The sequence below is a fragment of the Kaistella yonginensis genome (assembly GCF_030409525.1).
Classification (GTDB): Bacteria; Bacteroidota; Bacteroidia; order Flavobacteriales; family Weeksellaceae; genus Kaistella; species Kaistella yonginensis.
Genome location: NZ_JAUFQB010000003.1, coordinates 1 through 20780, shown reverse-complemented (window position 1 = coordinate 20780; position 20780 = coordinate 1). Strand labels below are relative to the sequence as shown.

Genomic DNA, 20780 nt, shown 5'->3' with positions numbered 1-20780 from the left:
ACCATTGCCTACAAAAAAATACCTGCGAAATTTCTTAAGCAGGTATCGATGGCTGATTGAGTGTTATTTTAATTCAGGCCATTAACTGATTTTGCAACTTCATCGGAATTCGTGATCCCTTCCAGCTGGTTCACCATTTCACCATTTTTATTAAATACGGTAATGATGTTGGAATGAGAGAAAACAATGGGTGATATTTTTTTATATTTTACTGCCAGAACATTTGCCAATTCTCGCACTGCATCTTTATCGCTGCGTAGGAAGATCCAAGGTTCACCTTCCATATTATTTTGTTTGGCATACGCTTTCAAAATTTCTGGCGTATCATTTTCAGGATCAATGGATACCAAAACCATGTTTGTTTCTTTCAGTTTATTTTTGTCGATTTTCTTTTCTATTTTTTGCATTTCGGCCACCAAAAGTGGACAAGCTGTGGTACAGCTCGTAAAAATCATCACGACGACCATGTTTTTTCCTTTCAAATCCTTGAGTTGACGTTCTTTGCCGTCTTGATTTTGCCAGGTAGAATTTAAGACAAAAATAGAACCTGTAGAAGTTTCTTTTTCATTAATTTTTTCCGTCTTTTTTTCTGAACAAGAAAAAAGAAATAGAATCGAAATTAAGGTGAGGAATAGATTTTTCATTTTGAAGTATTTTGAGGATCTTTTGCACATCGAAACCCCAGATTTCCTACGGTGTAATTTGCTTTTAAACTGGAGCGAAATGCGTATCTCATAAACGAAGCATAATTTAGAACATCGGTTGTGGTTGTGGCCGCCGAGGCGCAGAACAAACCTTTGTCATCAAACTCCGCCGTTCGGGAGTCGCTGGTAGTCATGATAGAATTGAAATCGTCCGTCCATTCCCAAACCAAATCGAACATATTGTAAGCGCCCCAATAGTTGGGTGCAGAAATTTTCACTTTATTTTTTTGTCGATTTTTTTCGTTATAAAGGTTAATCAGATGAGCAGAGTAGTCCGGTTTGTCTCTGGCATTTGCAGTCTCTTCATCTGCCATTGCGACATATTCCCATTCATCTAAAGTAGGAAGTCTTTTGCCCGCACTTTTTGCGTAGGCTTTGGCAGCAAACCAAGAAACATACACTACGGCTGCATTTGGATCTGCATCTTTAGGCAGTGTTTCATCGTCCTGCCAATCTTTCAGATAGGTGTCATCTACATAAATTGTTTGAACCTCGCTGCGTTTCCACTGCGGATTCTTTTTAACAAAATCAAGAAACTCTGCAATGGTAACAGGTCTTTCATCCAAAAGAAAGTCATCTACTTTAACCAACGTGCTGTCTTCACCATAAAAAGGTTGGTAATCCCCGCCTTTAATTAAAACCATTTGAACATCTGGTGTAATTGCGGCATCTTTTTCAGTGGTATTATTTGATGCTATTTCTTTTGATTGAAGTGTATTTGCTTTTTCGCAGGAAACCATTAGAAAAAAGAAACCACCAAGGAACAAGAATATTTTAGCAATTTTGATCATGGCGGTTTCTTTAACTTTATTAATAATAATTGATTTATTGAACTTTGTTATAAACTTTTGGATTTTTCTCACCAGTTACTTTCAAGATTCCGATGGCACCTTTGTTAAACGCTCTGAAAATAGAGTGGTCTACTAAGATATAATCTCCAGGTTCTTCCACTTTAAATTCTACAATCGCTGCGCCGCCTGATGGAATTACCGTAGTTTGAACGTTTTCGTTGATCTTGCTTCCACCTTCTACATAAACCCTATCGAAGATTTCACCAATTACGTGGAAAGAAGAAACCAAGTTTGGCCCACCATTTCCTACGAAAAGTCTTACGGTTTCACCCACTTTTGCTTCCAAGGCATTTTTGCCCATCAAGGCATTTTTCTTCCCGTTGAAAACAACGTAAGTAGGTCTTTCATCGACTCCTTTGTCTTGGTCAAATTCCTGAAGTCCTTTCTCATCGGTTTTCCCTTTGGTATAGAATTCCCCTTGCATGATGTAATATTCGCGGTCAACTTTTGGTAATCCGCCAGCAGGTTCTACTAAAATTAAACCATACATTCCGTTGGCAATATGCAAAGGCACTGGTGCTGCGGCGCAATGGTAAACATATAGACCTGGATTAAGGGCTTTGAAATTAAAGATTGCTTCTTTCCCTGGTGCAACATTGGTCGCTTCTGCACCACCACCTGGGCCGTTTACTGCGTGTAAATCAATGTTATGTGGCATCACACTGTCGCTTCTATTGGTTACATGAAGTTCAACTTCATCACCAACTCTAATTCTGATAAAAGTTCCGGGTACAGTACTATTGAAAGTCCAGAATTTGTAAGTTACCCCATCTGCCAATTCACCTACCTCTTCCGTTGCTTCTAAATGAACAACTACTTTTTTAGCGGCGCGATCTCCAATTGGCGCAGGAACCATTGGTGGATTCACAATGGCTTGGGTTTCGGTTTCACCACTTAGTTTAATATCCATGGTGTTTTCAGATTTTGTCGGGTTTTCTGTCGGGTTTTGTTTACATGCCTGTAAAGTTAAAAGGGCTAATGCAAAGCAGGTTACGATTTGTTTCATTGATTGATTTTTATACTGTTTTTAATAGGACAAATTTATCCGAATTAATTTATTCTATGAAATTTTGCGATATGAGTTTTGTCAGATTAAAAATAAAATAGGGTGATCTTTTTTCAAAAGATAGCATCCAAAACAATTGCTAATCAGCTAAGTGAAATTTTGCAGAAAAAAATTACTGTTGAGACAATTTTAAAATAAGAGGTTCTATAATATTTTTCTGCGAATAGTATTTTGCCTGGCAAATATTAGATTTAAGCGTGTAATTTCCTTTTTGTATTACAAACTGATTTTCACTATTTCTCGAAATTGGGAGGTTATAAATTTTACCATTCGTAATATTGACGACCCTTAGGATGATGTCACATCTCGACGCATTTTCAATAATAATTGCCGTATTTTTATCTTTCGAATCAGTATCACTAAGCAGGTACGTAAGCACCTTTGCATTCACTTCTTTTTTATAAAGTTGATCTTTTTCTATTAAGGCAGCGAACTCTTTAGTCTCGTTTGAACTGTTGCCTGAATTTGATTTGGGGCTGTAGATCGTATTCCCTGTGGGAAAAACGTCGCAACTTGTTATAAACACCAATGAAATAAGCAGCGCGAATCGTTTCATTTTAATTTTAAAAATATATAATAATCAATATTGGACTGAAAAGCAAATACCAACATTTTATTTTGGTATTTGCTTATTTATTACAAAGAATAATTCGGTGCTTCCTGCGTAATAATGACGTCATGCGGGTGTGATTCTTTTAAACCGCTGCCGGTAATCATGACCATCTTACCATCTTTTTGCAAAGTATCAATGTCTTTGGTGCCGCAATATCCCATTCCAGCACGAATTCCGCCCGTTAATTGAAATACAACATCTTCTAATTTCCCTTTGTGCGGAACTCGTCCTTCAATTCCTTCCGGAACGAATTTTTTCGCTTCACTTTGAAAGTATCTTTCTTTACCACCGCGCCTCATGGCTGAAAGGGAACCCATTCCTTGATAGGCTTTGAACTTTCTCCCCTGAAAAATAATTTCTTCTCCTGGTGCTTCATCGGTGCCGGCTAATAATGAACCGAGCATCACCGCACTTGCGCCGGATGCCAACGCTTTTACAATATCACCCGAAAGTTTAACACCACCATCAGCAATGACGGCTACATTTTGACTTTTCGCATATTCAAACACATTGTAAATCGCAGAAAGTTGTGGTACACCAACTCCAGCTACCACGCGTGTTGTACAGATCGATCCCGGACCGATACCCACTTTCAGTATGTTGGCCCCAGCATTAATTAAATCTTTGGCAGCCTCTGCCGTTACGATATTTCCGCCTACAATATCAAGGTCAGGAAAGTTTTGACGGATTTCGGTAATTTTATCTAAAACACCTTTTGAGTGGCCATGTGCAGAATCTACTGCAATAATATCTACGCCAGCTTTTACCAACGCGGTAACCCGGTCAATCGTATCTACACCAATGCCAACACCGGCTCCAACGATTAATTTTCCTTTGCTGTCTTTATTTGCATTAGGATATTCCATCTGATTATCGATATCTTTAATGGTAATTAAACCCACCAGCTTAAAGTCTTTGTCAACGATAGGAAGTTTTTCGACGCGGTTTTTTAACAAAATTTCTTTGGCTTGTTCCAAAGTAGTAGCTTTATCAGAAGTAATGAGTTTGTCTTTGGTCATCAATTCTTCGACTTTTGCTTCTAGATTTTCTTGGTATTTTACATCGCGGTTGGTGATGATTCCTATTAAAGTATTTTCATCGTCAACCACGGGTAAACCAGAGATTTTATAATCTGCCATTAAGTCTTTGGCATATTTTAAAGTATGGTCTTTGGTTAAAGTAACTGGATCAGAAATCATCCCGTTTTCAGAACGTTTTACACGATAGACTTGTGCAGCCTGCTCTTCGATGGGCATATTTTTATGGATGAAACCTAGACCTCCCACTCTCGCTAGGGCAATAGACATTTCGGCTTCTGTGACCGTGTCCATCGCTGCGGAAACGATGGGAACATTAAGCGTGATTTTATCTGAAAGGCGTGATTTTAGGGAAACCTGATTAGGTAAAACTTCTGAATAAGAAGGGATAAGAAGTACGTCATCGAAAGTGATGGCCGTTTCTACGATTTTGTTGTGGATAGACATCTTTACTTTCTGCGCGAAATTAAGTTATTTTTGTTTAAAATGAAAATTTCTGCTTTTTATTAACATAAATTTAATTTGCGTTGTTCATGATTAAATAATTAATGCAATACTTTTTTATACAGGTCATTCTTCTCTGAATAATTAATCAAGCGCGAAATATCGTCAGCAGTGAATTTTCCGGAGATGTTAACCAAAACCAATTCACTTCCGGAAGAAATACTAATCATTAATTTTCTGATTTCATCGCCTTTTTGTTTGGCCTGAAAATTTACGGTTTCCGTTTCTTTTTTTACGGTCATCCATTCTTCATACTGCTCATTTTTTAAATATTTTGCAAAATCAGACACCATTTCGGCATTGCTATTTTCAATGGTCATCACTTTTACCTCCGATACTTTTTTAATGAGTTTGATGAGTTCTTCATTTTCAGCCTCTGAGCGTAACGATTTTTTAACGATAGGTTTTGCCAGAAACATCGGAACATTAATGCTGGTAAATCGTGCAGTACCGTAATTGTACGAAGGATCATCAAAAAAACTTACATTGGGTTTTTGCGAGATGATGCACGACTGAAAAATAAACGTAATAAGAATGAGTATTGTTATAATAAGATGCTTTTTCATGATTTTAATCTATAGGTTTAATGCTTCCTCCGCTTGATGATTTTAGTTTTTTATCCGTCATTTGAGGATGATCAATATAGCGTACAACCGCTCCTGAACTCGCTGAAGCCGTAAGTGTACTCATGGCGTTGATTTTTATATTTGCACCAGATGAAGCAATGGCACTGCCGTTTTTAGAAACCAAACCTTCAGCATTACAAGTTGCTGCGCTCGATACTTTTATGGATGTATTTTCAGCACTTCCGACAATCGAGGCCATCGATCCACTACTTCCTTCCAAGTCGAAATTAGTAGTTTTTACAGTCATTCTCATGGAAGATCCCGAACTGATACTGACGTTCGTTTTGTTTTGAATATTTAAATCGGCGTTCAAATCTGCGCCCGAAGAAATAGCTGCTTGAAAATCATTTTCGTAAATCGTATTTAAAGTGGTTAGCACTGAACCTGAACTCACTTTAACCGAAGAAAGGTGCGGTGCTTCAATCGTCACGAGTAGTTTTTTGAAGTTGAGTTTACGGTTGTTTTTATTTTTTACTGCAATGACTAATATTCCGTTTTCTACTTCGGTAGAAATGTATTCTTGTAAATTCGGATCGGTTTCTACGACAACAGATTGGTTTTTCCCCTGGGTGAAATTCACCTTAATTCCACTTGAAGCTGAAACTCCAGAGAATTGACCAACGGTTCGAACCTGCATAATACCGGTGGAAGTTTTGTTTTCTGTGGCTACAATACTTTGTGTGGTGGATTTTTGAGTTTCATTGATGAGGTTGTTCACATCATCCATGGAGATTTTACCATCGAGCATCATCAGCAAGATATTTCCATCGGAGTTGATACTCAATAGAAGGTTGTCTAAAAAACCGTTTTTCGCCTCAGCCGCTAGAAATTTTATTTTATTTCCTTTGCTATTTACGGTGATCAATTCTTCATATTTCATCAGTTTGATGGAGGAAGAAATATCGGCTTGCAGTTTTTCAACCTGTAAAAGCGGTTTTTCATTATCAGATTTCTCGATAATCAAAATTTTCAATCCATTAATTTTACTGAGCAAAGGTTTGATTTGAGCCAATTCTTCATCTGCAATGTTCAAATTATTAAGGAGGTTGAACATTGGTTTTGCAATCTTTATGGAAGTTATGCCTTCCGTATTCTGGTATTTTTCAAAAAGTTGATCCAGTTGTTCTTTCTGTGCATTCATTAGAAAGAAATAGGAAAAAAATAGGGCGAATATGATTAGTGTTTTTTGCATGATATTAATTTTAGTAATCATTGGTAAAAGAGTTAAGAATCTCGGTTTGGGCTACCGTTTTTGATACATTTTCAGATAAAATACGGAAGGAATATTTCGTCAAGTCTATGGCTTCCTGTTCGTTTTCTATTTTTTGCCCATTAATAATTACGTAATTGGGTTCATATCCAATGGTTTGGGTTTTTTCTTTGATTTTTGTCGGTGTTGTAACTTCAGCATAACTTTCTCGTGCATTTCTGTTGATGCGGCCGCGTTTTGGTAAAATTTGATCCATAATATCGCCCTCTTTTTGATCGACGGTTGACGTGGAATCAGAAATAATACGGTCAGATTTTACTTTTAAAGTATCGTTAATTAGGTTAACGGCTAAGTTTGAGTCTTGTTGAAAAGTGTCTTTTTGTTTTAAAATTTCATTTTGAACCAACTGATCGTTTTCAGAAATAGTATTTGCGTTTTCATACTTAAAGAAGAACCCTGCTGACAGTAACAAGATCACACTCGCCGCCATCCAAAATATTTTTGGGATCGATCCACCTTTCGTCTTAGTGACCAAAGGGATCATTTTATCTTCTTGTGTTGTTTTTTTTAGAAAATCATCAAACTCCCACTTCATTTTCTCTTCTTTGAGTGATCGGGTGATTTCTTCGTATTTATCTTGAGATTGGTCATTTTTCATGGTAAAAATTTTATAAATTTTCGATCATTTTATGTTCAAAATCCATGAGTGTTTGGATTTTTTCTTTCACTTTTTGGCGAGCGCGCATTAAATTGACCCGCACGGCATTCTGCTCCATTTCCAATATTGCAGAAATCTCTGCAATATCAAAATCTTCAACATCTTTCAAATGAATCACTGCTTTTTGTTTCTCTGGAAGTTGGTTGATAAAACCGATAATCTGTTCTTTCATATTATTGGCTTCCACTTCATGACTTTCAGGTCTGTTTTTTTCAAAATCAGCAAAACCCATTTTTACATTTTCGTGTTTCAAGCGGTTCAGGCATTCATTCTTTACCGATTTCATGGCATAAGATTTCAGGTTTCCGAGGTTGGCGATTTCCTCTTTTTTCTGCCAGAACTTCATCATCAAATCTTGTACAACATCTTCGGCTTCATCACTGCTGATCACGAATCTTTTCGCAAAACGATACATCTCATCCTTGAGACAGAATACCGTATTTTTGAATATTTCGTGGGTCATAGTTTCGTTTCTAAAAGTAAGACAACTAATTTCAGGATTATATTACATCAAAATAAAAAAAACTTCAAAATAGTTTTTGAAGTTCAGTTTTAGAGCAATTTTTCGAATGATAATTTTTATTTGGGCAGCTTAATCCGCCTTCCACTCCCGCTTTTTTTGCGTCACTTCGTTTTGCAAAAAAGAGCTCCGTTCAAGTCGGGCTGCAAAGTATTTTACAAATCTGTCACCTTCTTCTCAATTTTATAAACCGTTCCTCTAAATGTCGCCACCAAAACTTGATGCTGATTCGTAATCGAAATATCATAAACCCCGGTTTTTCTGGTATCCGAAATCAGTACACTTTCTGCGGTTAAAGTATCTCCCAACCGCACCGCTTTTGTAAAATTCATCGAGCAATGTAAAGCCACCGAAGCTTCATTCGTATTATTGCTCGAAAAAGCCAAAGCCGAATCCGCCAGCGAAAACGTGACGCCACCATGAACGGTTCGCAATCCGTTGATCATTTCCTGTTTGACGGGCATTTCGATCAAACAATATTTTTCACGCACTTCAATGAGTTTTATTCTCATCCATTGCGAGAAATGATCCTGATTGAGCATGTATTGAGCGAGGTCGAGTGGAGACATAAGGTAATGTTCTGTTTGGTTGAATTGCAATTGCGTATTAGAATGCGGACAAGATTTATTTCAAATTTCGGGCTTTAACCTCCTTCTCTAATAGCGTCACCTGAAAATATAAGGGCATGGTAATCACCGGCAACATAAAAACCGGCACAAAGCTGGCTATTGATATGGCGCTGAAACCTTTGTTGAAAAAAATATAAACGAGGAGAACGATCAATACCACGCAGACCACGTACATTCCGATTAATATTCCTTTAAACATATCACGCCGTTGAAGTAATTTTTCATCAGACAGTTCAGAAAGTTTATTTTTTGGTTCCATTGCTCATAATTTAAAGTTGATTTTCCCGTGTGATGAGGTGATGGGTTGCTACAATTTACGTAGCAACGGACTTTGTCGGTATCTCTCTTCCTGATACGTTTCGTATAGATGTTGAAGCGTTTCTGAAATTTTTTCGAAGCCAATATCAAATCCCCACTGCAATAATCCTTTGGGATAATTCACCCCTTTTTGCATCGCCAGTTCGATGGCTTCATCGTTGGCAATTCCCAGTCGTTTTGCTTCTACCGCTTCATTGATGAGCATTGATATAATGCGCATGAAAATTTCATGGTAGAGTTCTTCGTCTTTTTCTGGCGCTGGTTTTTGTGCGTTTTCGGCATAATCATAAAATCCTTTTCCGGTCTTTCGACCGTGTAATTTCGCCTCGCTCATTCTTTGTTGCAGCAAGCTTGGTTTGTATTTCGGATCGTAGAAATAATCAGCGAAAACGGTTTTCGTGACCGAGAAATTAACATCAATTCCAATTAGATCCATCAGTTCAAAGGGTCCCATTTTGAAATTCCCTAAGGTTCGCATGGCCTCATCAACCTGTTCCGGCGTGGCGATGTTTTCTTCGACAATTCTCAAGGCTTCTCCATAAAAAGGGCGCGCAATTCTGTTCACAATAAATCCAGGAACATCTTTCGCAATCACAGGGATTTTCCCCCAACTCTCCATTAAAGCTGTAATTTCGTGGGCTAAATTTTTCTCGGTTAATAATCCCGGAATTACTTCCACCAAAGGCATTAATGGTGCTGGATTAAAAAAATGAATCCCAATAAACCGTTTCGGGTTTTTTAATTCTGAAGATAGGGAAGTAATTGAAATCGAAGACGTATTGCTCGAAATAATGCAGTTGTCAGCAACAATTTCTTCTAACTGCTGAAAAACTTTGGTCTTAATTTCTTTGTTTTCGACGATCGCTTCAATGACCAAATCACAATCTTTGAAATCTTTTAACTCCGTACAAAATTGGATTCTATTATAAATATTTTCGCTTTCGTCAAAATCGATTTTATTTTTCTCCACTAATCTTGCTAAAATTTTTTGTAATCCTTCTAAAGATTTTTCGGTTTGTGCACTATTTGCATCGTATAAAAAAACATCACAACCAGAACTTGCGGCAACTTGCGCAATCCCAATTCCCATGGTCCCAGAGCCTATTATTCCAATTTTATTCATTGTTCTATTTTTTTTAAAAAGTAAAATGTCGGAGGTAGAAAGTATTTAATTACATTTTACTTTGTACCTCCGACACGCTACAATGTGCTATTTGCCTTTATATTCCGGTGTTCTTTTTTCTAAAAATGCCGAAACGCCTTCCATGAAATCTTCCGATTCTGCGGCTTCCTGCTGTAAAATTCCTTCAATATCCAGTTGCTGTGTTAAGGTGTTATCATACGATTCATTGAAGGCTTTTTTCGTGAGCGAAATGGCTTTGGTCGGCAAATTAGAGATTTCAGTTAAAATACTCATCGCATTTACCGAGAAGTTTTCATCAGAAAAAACATCGGCAATTAATCCTAAATCTTTTGCTTCTTGCGCCGATATTTTCTTGCCTGTAAAAGCTAAATAGTTCGCTTGTTGTCGTCCCAAAAGTTTTGGTAGCCAATACGTTCCACCTGTATCTGGAATCAATCCGATGTTGACAAATGCCTGTGAAAAGTAAGATGATTCTGTCGCCAAAGTAAAATCGCAAATTAAAGCCAACATTGCTCCAGCGCCAACTGCCGGACCATTGACCAAAGAAATAACAGGTTTTCTGGCTTCAGCAATTTCTTTTACCAAAGGATTGTAATAATCGATTACGATTCGCTGGATCACTCGTTCTTCATCAGGATCGCTGAATGACATAGCATCTTTCAAATTCTGGCCGGAACAAAAGGCTTTTCCACGACCTGAAATGGCAAGGCAACGAACTTTTTCCTCCCGACTTCCTTCATAAATAAAAGTGCGAAGTTCAGCAAGCGTAGTTTTGTTTAAACTGTTAAAGGTTTTCTCGTCATTCAGATAAGCGATTTGTAATTTCCCATCAAGGTGAGATTCTATTTCGAGATGTGTGTACATGTTTATATAATTTACCAATTTATTAATTTACCAATATACCAATTATAGATTTATATTCACATAAATTTTCTATGCTATAAGCAGTTTAAATTCTATTGTCAATTTTTGATGTCGATAAAATAGGGAACAAGCATCACTAAAATCAATTTCGAAATCCTATTTTTTGGATCAACTAAAACACCGCCTAATAATCGTTACACTGGTAAATTGATAAACTGTTCCATTTATTAATGACATTTGAAATAATCGAAAGGTTCCAAGCAGTCATTGCATTGGTAACTGGCTTTGCAAAGCGTAGAACCGAATCGGCTAATTTGCTTGGTGTTTTCAGAATTGCATCTTGGGCATTTTTTTGGAACATTCAAATGATCTTCGTGATTTCCTTTTTCTGGTGGTGTAATTCCGTAGGCTCTAAGTTTTTCCCGAGCTTCATCGGTAATCCAATCGGTAGTCCAAACCGGAGCGATTTTCGTGATTACTTTAGCAGAAATTCCTTTATCTCTAAAAAGTTTAACAATATCTTCTTCAATATTAAACATGGCCGGACAAGCCGAATAAGTTGGAGTAATTACAATTTCAACTTCGTTTTCAGAAATCATTTTGGCGTCTCGAACAATTCCGAGTTCCACGATATTAATCACCGGAATTTCGGGATCGGGAATTTGGGAAAGGAGTTCGAATAAGTTATTTTCTATTTTAACCACGAATTTTTTGATTTAATATTTTAAACACAAAGTTTACAATTTTTTTTGGTAAAGATATCGCTGAGTGAAGTTTAAGTCAAAAATTAAGAATTTTGCAACCATCAACCATCAACCATCAACCATCAACTAATAGTTACCACGCGCAATTTGGATATGTTCTTTGCATATATTGCAATTCGCACAAAATAAAACCAAAATATTCGGTATGATAACCAGTTCGTGAACCTTTTTGCATAAAGTCACTTTCTGGAATTTCAAGGCCGAAATTTTTGAAATCTTCGATGATCGTTTTTTTCCAGATTTCATGAATGTTTTTTCCCTCGGGAACGACATCTAATTTAACCAAATCTTCTTCTCCAAAAGTTTCCGCAAACATTCCGCCTGTATATTCCCAAAGATTTTCAACCGCATTTTTTACACGCATTTTACTTTCTTCGGTACCGCCGGCAAACATTTTAATCCAAGTTGAAGTGTGGGTATAGTGGTATTTTACTTCTTTCAAAGATTTTTCAGCAATTGCCGCAATTTGTTCATCGCTGCTTTTCATTAATTCTTCGTAAAGAATTTTCTGATATACCGAAAAGAAATAGACCTTCAAAAGGGTGTTCGCATAATCACCATTCTGAAGTTCGGATAACTGGCAATTCAGGTATTCTTTTTCTAATCGTAAGAAAGCCAAATCATCTTCCGATTTTCCTTGATTTTGAATTTGGGCTGCGTATTTGTAAAAGTTATTGGACTGTCCGAGATAATCTAAAGCGATATTCGTCAAGGCGATATCTTCTTCCAGATAAGGTCCCTGTCCGCACAATTCGCCTAATCTTTGACCAAAAATCAAAGTATCATCGGCTAATTTTAAAGTGTAATTATATAGTGGATTCATCTTATTAAATTTTTAGACATTAGATTAAGAGATATGAGATTTGAGAATTAATAATAAAAGAGCCAAGTAAAAAGTAAAAAGTAAATGATTTCCACTGTTAGTAAGGTGGGTGAAATTTTCTGTAAGTCTTTATCATTACCTAATAATTAAGAATAAGAAAGTCTCATATCTAAAATCTCCCCATCTCCGATCTAATTCTACATATTCTTCACATCATTTGGAATTTCGTAAAAGGTCGGGTGGCGATAAAGTTTATCGTCAGCTGGATCAAAAAACGCTTCTTTATCAACGCCTTCAGAGGTCACGATATATTTACTAGGTACTACCCAAATTGAAGTTCCTTCCATTCTTCTGGTATAAACGTCTCGTGCGCTTTGTAGCGCCATTTCTGCAGTTGCTGCTTGTACAATTCCGGCGTGTTTATGCGAAAGTCCCGGTTTTGTTTGGATGAAAACTTCCCATAGATCTAAGTTGCTCATTGTTGTAATTTTGATGGTTTAAAGTTAAGGATTTTAATTGATTCCGAAATGCTCAAAGGACTGCCAATACTTATCTTTATAGATTTCCGAGGACATTTTATACGCAGAAAACTCTTTGATTGTTTCGTCCAAAATTTTCGAAACTTTCCTAAAATCTTTGCTCGCAAAATAAATTTCCCGTATATTTTCTGCGGTTTGCCTGCCAATATTTACATGTCCTTCTTCGGAAGTAAGTTGGCTGATTAATCCATCTTCAATTTCATTCATTTTTTCATAATCTTCGGTATCGGGCAATCCATTCGTGTTTTCTCCGTCAAATTCAATTCGCAAAACAGAAAGCCATGGATGCGATGCTTTCAAATCCCATTTTAATAAATCCGTATTCAAGACTGCAATTATGGGTAAATCGTTGTGCAAAGTTCCTTCCAGAAGAGAATGAGAATCTTCGATAGTTACTTTGGTTCCAGCGTATTTTTCGGTAAATTCTCTTTCCCGCCAACTCAAAAAATCTTTCAGTTTCCAGATCGGAACCAGTTCTTTTTCGGCTTCACTTTGTCCAATAATCTCAAAACTATCTATTTGAGTGGCAAAATTAAGTTCACCCAAATAATTATCTATAAAAATATAGGTGCCGTTGCTTATTTCATTTGCATTTTCCTCATTTAAATCTACATGAACAAGTTTTAAAATAATTTCATCCGGATAAGTGGGATCCTCTTCCGAATAAAAAAAGATATTGTCTTTATTAAAATGAAAATCACCCATTTTAATATTTACATTTTCAATATCCGTTTCGGGTTTTAAGGCGGTAAATTTCCAATTTTCTAAACGCGGTGCAGTGTTGATAAAGTCTTCTGCGTAAACAATTTGTTTGATATTTCCATCCACTGTTACGATTAGTTCCGCCGTAGAATCATCACACATTCCTGTGAGAATATAAAAGTTTTCATTAATTTCCTGAAGTTTAGGAAGAACAATATCTAAAAATTTCTCCTCGATTTTTTCATGATTTTTCACTTCATTGAAAAAGTCTTTTTCGTTCTTTTCAAACCAGTTCCAGAACTCTAAATATGTTGCATTCATTTGATTTATATTTTCATTCATACTGTATATTTTTCTCCATTAATGTAAATACTTTCTGCTTTCAAACTTCCTTGATGATATAAAACATTCTGAAAATTATCGGTTTTAAAAGTGACGAAATCGGCTTTCTTTCCTTTTTCTAAAGTTCCTCGATCTTCTAAATTTAAGGCATAAGCAGACCTGAAAGTAATTCCCGCCAAAACTTCTGCAGTTGATAATTTCTCGAAAGTCGCCAAAATACTCGCTTGGTTGATGAGGTTTCCCATCGGTGCAGAACCGGGATTCCAATCCGAAGCAATGGCGAGAATTCCACCTGCATCTAAAATTTTTCGAGCTGGAGTAAATTTTTCGCCCAAACCCAAACTTGCTCCAGGAAGTGCAGTTGCAACCGTATTTGATTTTGCTAAAAACAAAATATCTTCATCAATAGTTGCTTCTAAATGATCGGCAGATTTTGCGCCAACTTCTACTGCAACTCTGGAACTTCCCGAAGTAAATTGATCGGCGTGAACCGTAATTTCAAAACCCATATTTTTCGCTTTTAATAAAAACGCTTTGCTTTCGTCGGGTAAAAACGCTGATTTTTCAATAAAAATATCCACCCGATTTGCCAAGTTTTTTTCTTTTACTTGAGGTAAAATTTCGTCGACGATAAATTGTAAATATTCAGTAGAACTTCCTTCAAAATCTCGCGGTTTCAAATGTGCTGCAAGACATGTCGGAACCAAAGTCGCTTTTGTGAAAGTTCGAGCTTTTTTGATGACGCGCAACATTTTCAACTCATTTTCCACATCCAACCCGTAACCAGATTTTATTTCAATGGTGGTAATTCCGAGGGAAATCAGGAAATTTATTCGGTCTAAAGTTGTTTTTAATAATTCTTCCTCGGTCGCAATTCTGGTGTGTTGAACCGAACTCCAAATTCCGCCACCACTTTCTGCAATTTCAAGGTATGTTTTTCCGCCATTTCTCATGGCAAAATCATTCGCGCGATTTCCACCGAAACAAATATGCGTGTGAGAATCGGTGAAAGCAGGAAGTGCAATTTGTTCGCCTTCAACGAATTCTATTTTAGCATTGGGAAAATCATTTTTTAAATCTTGAAAAAACCCTACTTTCTCGATTTTTTCTTCGTTCAATAAAACCCCTCCGTTTTCGATGATTTCTAATTGATGATCCGAAAGTTTTCCACGCAAAGGAAGATTGGCAAGTGTAACGATTTGTTTGAAAGGTCCGATTATCTTCATGAGGTAAAAATAAGAATTTTATGTTTTATTTTAAAACTTTGTCAAAGTAACAAAAATGCTTCTGAAAACTTTGACAAAGTGCAAAACGCTAAAAACAAAACTTTGATAAAGTAAAGGTTTATCATTTTGACAAAGTTTATTAAAAAACTTATCTTTGAATGATTAAAATTTAAAATAATAAAATGCCCGATTTTCTGCATCCCGATCAAGAGAATTTTTCTGACGAAGAATTACTGCACGAGGAAAAAATCCGCCCGCAGAGTTTTCAGGATTTTGCCGGCCAACGTAAAACTTTAGACAATCTGGAGGTTTTCGTGGCCGCCGCGAAAAACCGTGGTGGTGCTCTGGATCACGTATTGTTACATGGTCCACCAGGATTGGGAAAAACAACTTTAGCCAATATTATCGCCAATGAATTGGGAGTTGGTTGCAAAATAACTTCAGGTCCAGTTTTGGATAAACCGGGAAGTTTGGCGGGATTACTCACGAATTTAGAGGAAAATGATGTTTTATTTATTGATGAAATTCACCGACTTTCGCCGATCGTAGAAGAATATCTGTACTCCGCCATGGAAGATTATAAAATCGACATCATGCTCGAAAGTGGTCCCAATGCAAGAAGTGTTCAGATCGGATTAAATCCTTTTACTTTGGTTGGTGCAACAACAAGAAGCGGAATGTTGACCAAACCAATGCTCGCAAGATTCGGAATTCAGAGCAGATTAGAATATTACACGATTGAACTTTTATCCATGATTATCGAGAGAAGTGCGCGGGTTTTGGATGTGAAAATTTATGAAGATGCCGCAGTTGAAATTGCAAGAAGAAGTAGAGGAACGCCGAGAATTGCAAATGCACTTTTGCGAAGAGTTCGAGATTTTGCAGAAATAAAAGGAAATGGAGAAATCGAAATTAATATTACCAAATTTGCCCTCAATTCTTTGAATGTGGATGAATTCGGATTGGATGATATGGATAACAGAATTATGCGCGTGATGATCGAAAACTTCCGTGGAAAAGCGGTAGGAATTTCGGCTTTAGCAACTTCGATCGGAGAAAATCCCGAAACTTTGGAGGAAGTTTATGAACCATTTTTGATTCAGGAAGGATTTATTATTCGAACTCCGAGAGGAAGAGAAGTAACGGAAAAAGCGTATAAACACTTGAAAATTGCGGTTCCAAGAAGACCGGATGAACTTTTCTAATGATTGATGAAAACTGATTTATAATTGAATTTTAAAACGGAAATTGTAGTTTTAAACTATTGTTTTACAACCAATGTACATTCCAAAAATCTACAAAAGCGAAGACGAAATATTAATGAAATCCATCATTAATGAAAATGGTTTTGCGCTTTTAATTTCAAATAAAACTCATAAAATTTTGGCTTCACATTCGATGTTTTTATGGAATGAAAGTGAAGTTCCTTTTTTGGAAACGCATATTTCCAGAGCGAATCCACAAGCGAAAACAATCAAAAATGGCGATGAGGTTTTATGTGATTTTTTGGGCGCTCATTCTTATATTTCGTCTTCGTGGTATGACCATAAAAATGTTTCGACGTGGAATTATGAAGCAGTTCAAATTTACGGAAAAATTGAATTGATGAATAATGACGAACTTTACAACCATCTCGATAAACTGACAGCAAAATATGAAAATTCGCAAAAATGTCCAATGTTGGTAGAAAAAATGGGAAAAGATTACGTGGAAAATGAAATGAGAGGTGCCTTCGGAATTAAAATTTATCCGACCGAAATTGATATTTCACAAAAATTATCTCAAAATAGAAAAGAAGCAGATTATCAAAATATAATTCTTAATTTAGAGCAATCTCCTCAAGAAAACGAAAAACAAATCGCGGAAAAAATGAAGAAAATTCGTGAATATAATTTTTTTTAACGCAATAGACGCAAAGTAATAATATTTGATGTGCTGATTTTCCGTTCGCAAAGGCGTTTCACTCAGCAAGGGCTTTCGCAAATGATGTTGAAAAGTAACGTATTAAGAATTAGAATGTTTTTTTAACGCAATAGACGCAAAGAAATAATATTTGATGTGCTGATTTTCCGTTCGCAAAGGCGTTTCACTCAGCAAGGGCTTTCGCAAATGATGTTGAAAAGTAACGTATTAAGAATTAGAATGTTTTTTTAACGCAATAGACGCACAGTAATAATATTTGATGTTCTGATTTTCCGTTCGCAAAGGCGTTTCACTTTGGAAAGGTAAAATTTTTAAATGAAAATTTGTTTAAATATGACTGAAAATGAAATTTCTAAGGTTATTTTTGAAAGTGGATTAAAAATTCATCGAAAACTTGGGATTGGTCTTTATGAAGCAGTTTATGAAGAATGTTTGATTTATGAATTACGAAAGAAAGGTTTAAAAGTTGAACCGCAAAAGAATATTTCGATCGAATATGAAGAACTCACGATAGAAAAAGCATTTAGAGTAGATTTGTTGATTGAAGGAAAAGTGATTGTCGAAATTAAAGCAGTCCCGGAAATTAATGAATATCACTCCTTTCAGTTGCTAAATTATTTGAGAATTACCAATGTTAAATTAGGAATGATTTTAAATTTTCATTCTATATTATTCAAAAATGGTGTAAAAAGAATTGTAAACAAATTATGAAAAATGATCCCATTGCTAAGTGAAACGCCTTTGCGATCTTCTTAGAAGATTGAAAACAGCATTTAAGTAAAAAGAATCTTTGCGTTCTTCGCGTTAAGAAAAAAACAGTGGTGAAAACTTTGTATAAAAAAAATATTATGAAACTATATCCAATCCAATGCGGAAAATTTAAACTTGATGGCGGTGCAATGTTTGGCGTTGTTCCGAAATCTCTTTGGCAAAGAACCAATCCAGCCGATGAAAAAAATCTCATCGAATTGGGAACTCGTTCACTTTTGGTAGAAGATGGCAAAAAATTAATTTTAATTGATTGTGGACTTGGAAACAAGCAAGACGAAAAATTCTTCGGGCATTATTCACTTTGGGGCGATGATACTTTGGATAAAAATTTAAAAAAATATGGTTTTGTAAAAGAAGATATTACCGATGTTTTTCTCACGCACCTTCATTTTGACCATTGTGGTGGAGCAATCGAGTGGAATGATGACCGAACTGGTTACAGACCGGCTTTCAAAAATGCACAATTTTGGACGAATGAGGAACATTGGAAATGGGCAACACAACCAAATCCGCGAGAAAAGGCAAGTTTTTTGAAGGAGAATATTATGCCGATACAAGAAAGTGGACAATTGAATTTTTTGCCAACTCCACAAAATGGAAATTATGGTTTTGCGCCAGACTTGAAAATGGATGTCATTTTTGTCGATGGACACACGGAAAAACAAATGCTTCCTGTCATACAATATCAAGAAAAAACGATTATTTTTGCAGCAGATTTAATTCCGACGGTTGGACATATTCCGCAAGTTTATGTGATGGGATATGATACCCGACCACTTTTGACGATGGAAGAAAAAGCGAAATTTTTGAAACAATGTATTGATAATGAATATCTTCTGTTTTTTGAACATGATGCGCACAACGAACTCGCTTCTTTAAAAATGACAGAAAAAGGAATTCGATTGGATGAAACCTTCAGTATGAATGAGGTTTTCGGTTATTAAATTATCGTTATCATTGTCTTCTGATGAGGATCAACCAAGTTCGAGACTTCACCATAAATTTTCATAAATGCAATCTTCCATTGTGAAAATCTTAAATTGCAATTTTGCGTACTTTTGCAGAATTAAATCAAAAAGAAGGAGATAAAGAAGTTGCCTCTTTATTTAAAATTAGATAGTTTAGAAAATTAAAAAATAAGTATGATAGAAGAAGAAGCCGAACCTGAACCCAGGGGGAAATCAAAAATTATTGGTATCACGGGCGGAATTGGCTCCGGGAAATCAACCGTGTCGAAACTGATTGAAGAAGCGGGTTATCCTGTATATTATTCAGATATACGTGCGAAAAATATTGTGAATGATCATCCACAGCTTCAGCAACAGATTAAAGAAATCCTAGGGCCAAATTCTTATGATGATAATGGTTTTTATGATCGAAAGTACGTCTCGGAGATGGTCTTTAACAATAATGAATTACTCTTAAAACTCAATTCACTGATTCACCCTGCAGTGAAAATCGATTTTGAAGATTGGGTTGCACGGCAAACCGCTGGATTTGTTTTTAAAGAAACCGCGCTTTTATTTGAACTTAAATTGAATGAAAGTTGCTATAAATCTTTATTGGTTACGGCTGATGATAACAGCAGATTAAAAAGAGTGATGGATCGCGATAACAAAACCTATCGGGAAGTTGAATCGATTATGCTAAAACAAATGCCAGAGAAAGATAAAGTGAAATTAGCTGATTATATTATTTTTAATAATGATGGTTTAGAAGAACTGGAAGCAGAAACAAAGAAAATACTGACTGAAATAACGGCGCTATAACTAAAGTTTTGGCCAAATATAAAACCTGAATTCAATCGAGTTCAGGTTTTTTTATAATATGATAAGAAATTTATTCTCTGGTTTTCACCAAAACCCAACCGGTCAATTTGGAAATGGTTGGTGAGCCTGGTTCCTGCCATTGCAATACATACCAGTAACTTCCTGTAGCGACTGTTTTTCCGGCAGTTTTACCATCCCAGGAAAAGCTGTTGTTTTTATCACCTTTAAAAACAGATGTTCCGTACCGGTCAAATATTTCTAAAGACGGATTATCTTTTCGAAGCAAATCTGAATAGTTCAGAATGTCGTTTTTGCCATCATCATTTGGGGTGATTACATTTAAAATCCTAAGAATATTGATTTCTGTAGTAGTCGGAAGACATTGATCGGCAGAAATTACGTAGATCGTGTAATCACCAGAAGGAAGATTGCTAAAGATGTTCGATGCTTGATAATCAACGCCATTGATGGAATATTGATAGGGCGGTTTTCCGCCAGATACCAAGACCGTTACCGTACCGCCCTGAATTTCTACACCTGTAATTATCGGGAGTGAAACTGCTTTTACAGAAACAACTTGTCTATAAATACAACCATCGAAAGTAAGATCAACCCAATAATCGCCAACGGGAACGATAATGGTCTGCGCCGTAGAACCATTGCTCCATAAATAAGAGCTAAAACCAGGACCTGCGTCTAAAGTAATTTTTGCTTCAGGACAGATATTTTTATCGGACAGAATGGTTGATTTCTTTGGAACTTTAATTTTAATTGTTATAGTGGCGATATTATCGCAAATCCCATTCTTATGAAAACGCAGATAATAGGTGCCGCTATTGGTAATTGAAACATTACTAGGAATTGATCCTACATTATTTTGTGCGTCAGCTAACGTTTTGAAGTAGGTTGGAGTTACCCCATTTTCAATGGTGAATTTCGAAATATAAACACTTAAATCAACGGTTTTTATTCCGTCAAAATCTGTATCACATTCTTCATCAAGATGAATCGTTTTTATTAAACTGATTTTCGCACCAATTTTAAAATCAATGGTTTTCACCTCTATCGGACAGAAAGCAGAAATAGTTCTTACATAAACCGTGGTGTTTGCATTGTA

The 20780-nt window shown here is 36.2% G+C and carries 24 protein-coding genes; 5 read left to right on the top strand and 19 right to left on the bottom strand.

From position 1 onward, the window contains the following. Positions 1 to 68 precede the first annotated feature (68 nt). The 18 genes from QWY78_RS01005 to hutI form a co-directional block, all read right to left on the bottom strand. Positions 69 to 644, bottom strand: coding sequence for an SCO family protein (locus QWY78_RS01005; protein WP_290215804.1), 576 nt, complete (start codon positions 642 to 644; stop codon positions 69 to 71). Further along, on the bottom strand, positions 641 to 1495 hold the full coding sequence (locus QWY78_RS01000) for a formylglycine-generating enzyme family protein (protein WP_290215803.1): 855 nt from the start codon (positions 1493 to 1495) through the stop codon (positions 641 to 643). The genes QWY78_RS01005 and QWY78_RS01000 overlap by 4 nt, the downstream gene beginning before the upstream one ends. 34 nt (positions 1496 to 1529) lie before the next feature. Further along, the gene (gene nirK, locus QWY78_RS00995; RefSeq protein WP_290215802.1) at positions 1530 to 2561 is read right to left on the bottom strand and encodes a copper-containing nitrite reductase; all 1032 of its coding nucleotides are present in this window, start codon (positions 2559 to 2561) and stop codon (positions 1530 to 1532) included. Between the two features lie 172 nt (positions 2562 to 2733). Beyond that, the gene (locus tag QWY78_RS00990; protein ID WP_290215801.1) at positions 2734 to 3177 is read right to left on the bottom strand and encodes a DUF6759 domain-containing protein; all 444 of its coding nucleotides are present in this window, start codon (positions 3175 to 3177) and stop codon (positions 2734 to 2736) included. 80 nt (positions 3178 to 3257) lie between these two features. Continuing rightward, complete coding sequence (gene guaB / locus QWY78_RS00985; RefSeq protein WP_290215800.1) at positions 3258 to 4718, bottom strand: IMP dehydrogenase; 1461 nt, start codon at positions 4716 to 4718, stop codon at positions 3258 to 3260. 98 nt (positions 4719 to 4816) lie between these two features. Next, the gene (locus QWY78_RS00980) at positions 4817 to 5341 is read right to left on the bottom strand and encodes a DUF4252 domain-containing protein (RefSeq protein WP_290215799.1); all 525 of its coding nucleotides are present in this window, start codon (positions 5339 to 5341) and stop codon (positions 4817 to 4819) included. Between the two features lie 4 nt (positions 5342 to 5345). Continuing rightward, complete coding sequence (locus QWY78_RS00975) at positions 5346 to 6593, bottom strand: DUF4252 domain-containing protein (protein WP_290215798.1); 1248 nt, start codon at positions 6591 to 6593, stop codon at positions 5346 to 5348. A 10-nt stretch (positions 6594 to 6603) separates the two neighbouring features. Next, positions 6604 to 7269, bottom strand: a complete 666-nt coding sequence (locus QWY78_RS00970) for a hypothetical protein (RefSeq protein WP_290215797.1) — start codon at positions 7267 to 7269, stop codon at positions 6604 to 6606. Positions 7270 to 7279: 10 nt separating this feature from the next. After that, positions 7280 to 7792, bottom strand: coding sequence for a GFO_1088 family ECF-type sigma factor (locus tag QWY78_RS00965; protein ID WP_290215796.1), 513 nt, complete (start codon positions 7790 to 7792; stop codon positions 7280 to 7282). Positions 7793 to 8004: 212 nt separating this feature from the next. Next, the gene (locus QWY78_RS00960; RefSeq protein ID WP_290215795.1) at positions 8005 to 8418 is read right to left on the bottom strand and encodes a PaaI family thioesterase; all 414 of its coding nucleotides are present in this window, start codon (positions 8416 to 8418) and stop codon (positions 8005 to 8007) included. Positions 8419 to 8473: 55 nt separating this feature from the next. Then, the gene (locus QWY78_RS00955; protein WP_290215794.1) at positions 8474 to 8737 is read right to left on the bottom strand and encodes a hypothetical protein; all 264 of its coding nucleotides are present in this window, start codon (positions 8735 to 8737) and stop codon (positions 8474 to 8476) included. 48 nt (positions 8738 to 8785) lie between these two features. Further along, entirely contained in the window at positions 8786 to 9919 is a 1134-nt protein-coding gene (locus QWY78_RS00950; protein ID WP_290215793.1) for a 3-hydroxyacyl-CoA dehydrogenase NAD-binding domain-containing protein, read from the bottom strand. An 87-nt stretch (positions 9920 to 10006) separates the two neighbouring features. Then, a complete protein-coding gene (locus QWY78_RS00945) occupies positions 10007 to 10804 on the bottom strand; it encodes an enoyl-CoA hydratase-related protein (RefSeq protein ID WP_290215792.1) in 798 nt (265 codons plus the stop codon). Positions 10805 to 11031: 227 nt separating this feature from the next. Then, positions 11032 to 11508 (bottom strand): 1,2-phenylacetyl-CoA epoxidase subunit PaaD, encoded by a 477-nt coding sequence (gene paaD, locus QWY78_RS00940; protein WP_435389029.1) that lies wholly within the window; start codon positions 11506 to 11508, stop codon positions 11032 to 11034. A gap of 133 nt (positions 11509 to 11641) precedes the next feature. Beyond that, complete coding sequence (paaC, locus tag QWY78_RS00935) at positions 11642 to 12391, bottom strand: 1,2-phenylacetyl-CoA epoxidase subunit PaaC (RefSeq protein ID WP_290215791.1); 750 nt, start codon at positions 12389 to 12391, stop codon at positions 11642 to 11644. Positions 12392 to 12588: 197 nt separating this feature from the next. After that, positions 12589 to 12870 (bottom strand): 1,2-phenylacetyl-CoA epoxidase subunit PaaB, encoded by a 282-nt coding sequence (paaB, locus tag QWY78_RS00930; RefSeq protein WP_290215790.1) that lies wholly within the window; start codon positions 12868 to 12870, stop codon positions 12589 to 12591. Between the two features lie 33 nt (positions 12871 to 12903). Beyond that, a complete protein-coding gene (locus QWY78_RS00925) occupies positions 12904 to 13974 on the bottom strand; it encodes a DUF695 domain-containing protein (protein WP_290215789.1) in 1071 nt (356 codons plus the stop codon). Further along, on the bottom strand, positions 13971 to 15200 hold the full coding sequence (gene hutI / locus QWY78_RS00920) for an imidazolonepropionase (RefSeq protein WP_290215788.1): 1230 nt from the start codon (positions 15198 to 15200) through the stop codon (positions 13971 to 13973). Before hutI ends, QWY78_RS00925 begins: the two co-directional genes overlap by 4 nt. 182 nt (positions 15201 to 15382) lie before the next feature. On the opposite strand from hutI, the gene ruvB reads away from it, so the two are divergent. The 5 genes from ruvB (at position 15383) to coaE (ending at position 19663) form a co-directional block, all read left to right on the top strand. Beyond that, positions 15383 to 16405 carry a Holliday junction branch migration DNA helicase RuvB gene (ruvB, locus tag QWY78_RS00915; protein WP_290215787.1) on the top strand — a complete coding sequence of 341 codons (1023 nt, stop codon included), beginning with the start codon at positions 15383 to 15385 and terminating at the stop codon, positions 16403 to 16405. A 73-nt stretch (positions 16406 to 16478) separates the two neighbouring features. Beyond that, positions 16479 to 17102 (top strand): FMN-binding negative transcriptional regulator, encoded by a 624-nt coding sequence (locus QWY78_RS00910; RefSeq protein WP_290215786.1) that lies wholly within the window; start codon positions 16479 to 16481, stop codon positions 17100 to 17102. Positions 17103 to 17456: 354 nt separating this feature from the next. Then, the gene (locus QWY78_RS00905; protein ID WP_290215887.1) at positions 17457 to 17834 is read left to right on the top strand and encodes a GxxExxY protein; all 378 of its coding nucleotides are present in this window, start codon (positions 17457 to 17459) and stop codon (positions 17832 to 17834) included. 137 nt (positions 17835 to 17971) lie between these two features. Beyond that, positions 17972 to 18838, top strand: coding sequence for an MBL fold metallo-hydrolase (locus tag QWY78_RS00900; protein WP_290215785.1), 867 nt, complete (start codon positions 17972 to 17974; stop codon positions 18836 to 18838). 198 nt (positions 18839 to 19036) lie between these two features. Further along, positions 19037 to 19663 (top strand): dephospho-CoA kinase, encoded by a 627-nt coding sequence (gene coaE, locus QWY78_RS00895; RefSeq protein WP_290215784.1) that lies wholly within the window; start codon positions 19037 to 19039, stop codon positions 19661 to 19663. Positions 19664 to 19733: 70 nt separating this feature from the next. Here the strand turns inward: coaE and QWY78_RS00890 are convergent. Then, on the bottom strand, positions 19734 to 20780 hold a 1047-nt coding region (locus QWY78_RS00890), incomplete at its 5' end, for a T9SS type B sorting domain-containing protein (protein WP_290215783.1).

Excerpts from the sequence above, each read along its gene's own strand:
- QWY78_RS01005 (WP_290215804.1), bottom strand. The coding sequence starts at position 644 with ATGAAAAATCTATTCCTCACCTTAATTTCGATTCTATTTCTTTTTTCT.
- QWY78_RS01000 (WP_290215803.1), bottom strand. The coding sequence starts at position 1,495 with ATGATCAAAATTGCTAAAATATTCTTGTTCCTTGGTGGTTTCTTTTTT.
- nirK (WP_290215802.1), bottom strand. The coding sequence starts at position 2,561 with ATGAAACAAATCGTAACCTGCTTTGCATTAGCCCTTTTAACTTTACAG.
- QWY78_RS00990 (WP_290215801.1), bottom strand. The coding sequence starts at position 3,177 with ATGAAACGATTCGCGCTGCTTATTTCATTGGTGTTTATAACAAGTTGC.
- guaB (WP_290215800.1), bottom strand. The coding sequence starts at position 4,718 with ATGTCTATCCACAACAAAATCGTAGAAACGGCCATCACTTTCGATGAC.
- QWY78_RS00980 (WP_290215799.1), bottom strand. The coding sequence starts at position 5,341 with ATGAAAAAGCATCTTATTATAACAATACTCATTCTTATTACGTTTATT.
- QWY78_RS00975 (WP_290215798.1), bottom strand. The coding sequence starts at position 6,593 with ATGCAAAAAACACTAATCATATTCGCCCTATTTTTTTCCTATTTCTTT.
- QWY78_RS00970 (WP_290215797.1), bottom strand. The coding sequence starts at position 7,269 with ATGAAAAATGACCAATCTCAAGATAAATACGAAGAAATCACCCGATCA.
- QWY78_RS00965 (WP_290215796.1), bottom strand. The coding sequence starts at position 7,792 with ATGACCCACGAAATATTCAAAAATACGGTATTCTGTCTCAAGGATGAG.
- QWY78_RS00960 (WP_290215795.1), bottom strand. The coding sequence starts at position 8,418 with ATGTCTCCACTCGACCTCGCTCAATACATGCTCAATCAGGATCATTTC.
- QWY78_RS00955 (WP_290215794.1), bottom strand. The coding sequence starts at position 8,737 with ATGGAACCAAAAAATAAACTTTCTGAACTGTCTGATGAAAAATTACTT.
- QWY78_RS00950 (WP_290215793.1), bottom strand. The coding sequence starts at position 9,919 with ATGAATAAAATTGGAATAATAGGCTCTGGGACCATGGGAATTGGGATT.
- QWY78_RS00945 (WP_290215792.1), bottom strand. The coding sequence starts at position 10,804 with ATGTACACACATCTCGAAATAGAATCTCACCTTGATGGGAAATTACAA.
- paaC (WP_290215791.1), bottom strand. The coding sequence starts at position 12,391 with ATGAATCCACTATATAATTACACTTTAAAATTAGCCGATGATACTTTG.
- paaB (WP_290215790.1), bottom strand. The coding sequence starts at position 12,870 with ATGAGCAACTTAGATCTATGGGAAGTTTTCATCCAAACAAAACCGGGA.
- QWY78_RS00925 (WP_290215789.1), bottom strand. The coding sequence starts at position 13,974 with ATGAATGAAAATATAAATCAAATGAATGCAACATATTTAGAGTTCTGG.
- hutI (WP_290215788.1), bottom strand. The coding sequence starts at position 15,200 with ATGAAGATAATCGGACCTTTCAAACAAATCGTTACACTTGCCAATCTT.
- ruvB (WP_290215787.1), top strand. The coding sequence starts at position 15,383 with ATGCCCGATTTTCTGCATCCCGATCAAGAGAATTTTTCTGACGAAGAA.
- QWY78_RS00910 (WP_290215786.1), top strand. The coding sequence starts at position 16,479 with ATGTACATTCCAAAAATCTACAAAAGCGAAGACGAAATATTAATGAAA.
- QWY78_RS00905 (WP_290215887.1), top strand. The coding sequence starts at position 17,457 with ATGACTGAAAATGAAATTTCTAAGGTTATTTTTGAAAGTGGATTAAAA.
- QWY78_RS00900 (WP_290215785.1), top strand. The coding sequence starts at position 17,972 with ATGAAACTATATCCAATCCAATGCGGAAAATTTAAACTTGATGGCGGT.
- coaE (WP_290215784.1), top strand. The coding sequence starts at position 19,037 with ATGATAGAAGAAGAAGCCGAACCTGAACCCAGGGGGAAATCAAAAATT.